The following is a 1065-nucleotide window of genomic DNA, read 5'->3' on the forward strand; positions in this document are numbered from 1 at the left end:
AGACCGATACCTCGCCGGGCGCATTGTCGAGAAGCCACTGTCCCTCGACGAGGGGCTGGCCGTCGACCGGGTAGTCGGGCGCGGCATTCTGGGTTCGGCGTGCATCGCCGGGTGCCCGGATCGCCGAGCTGTGGTCGTCGACGCGGCCGAAGTCGGTTTCGCGGTCGGCGGGGGTGTCGGTGACCACGAGCGGGGCGTTTTCGAGACCGGCGCGCGCGGCGTCGGACTCGAGAATCGAGGGGCCGAGCGGGGCCATGCCGAGTCGTGCACGCAGATCCTGCACCGCGGCAATCGATTCCGGGCCGCCCGAGATGCGGGCTGCCGACGCGGTGTCCGTCAGCATCGGGCCGGTCCCCGGGAACGACGCGGCGTCGGAGTTGCCGCCGTGGTCGACCGCGAAGATCTGGATGGCGGGCATGTCGGGGCGTAACCCGTTGTCCCGCACCACACCTCGCGCCGATGGCGGGCCGACGCGCGGGCCGAACGTCGCAACACGACGAAGACCGGGTGAGCCGGTGAGCGTCTGCTGGGCAAGCAGGGGGCGGGCCGACCGTGACGTCTCCGGGTCGAGATCGGCTCGTAGGACGACGAAGTCGATTCCCTGGCCCGCGAGAGTCGCGGCGAGTCCTGGTGAGGGGCGTCCGGCAGCGATGTCGCGTTGCACGGAGTCCATGGCGCGGATCGCGCCCGGCGGGGTCAGCGGTATGGCGTCACGCACCGCCCACGGCGTCGTCGAGAGTGGTTGGAGCGGTTCGTCGCGGGTGAGTCCCCAGAGCTGATCGGCGAACGGGGCACCGGGCACGACGAGCGCCCGACCGGGATGTGCTGCGTTGTTGTCGTCGGGGTTGTTGTCGTCTGGGTCATCTCCGTCGGCATGGTCGCGCAGCCAGTCGGCGGTTTGCTGCCAGTACCCGGGGATCGCGCGGTAGGTACCGTCCGGGGCCAACTGCCCGGTCCACACCAGCGAACCCGCACCGATCAGGGCGACGACGAGGACCATGGTCGCGGCGACCGGGCGCGAACGCTCGGGGTGTGCGAACGCGGAGAACGTTTCTCGCGCCGACG

Annotated in this window: 1 protein-coding gene; it reads right to left on the reverse strand. The window is 71.0% G+C overall.

The window, feature by feature from the left end:
- Positions 1-1065: alpha-(1->3)-arabinofuranosyltransferase domain-containing protein (locus tag GOSPT_RS12855; protein WP_005206625.1), on the reverse strand; the 1065-nt coding region annotated here is incomplete at both ends.

Source organism: Gordonia sputi NBRC 100414 (assembly GCF_000248055.1).
Lineage (GTDB): Bacteria > Actinomycetota > Actinomycetes > Mycobacteriales > Mycobacteriaceae > Gordonia > Gordonia sputi.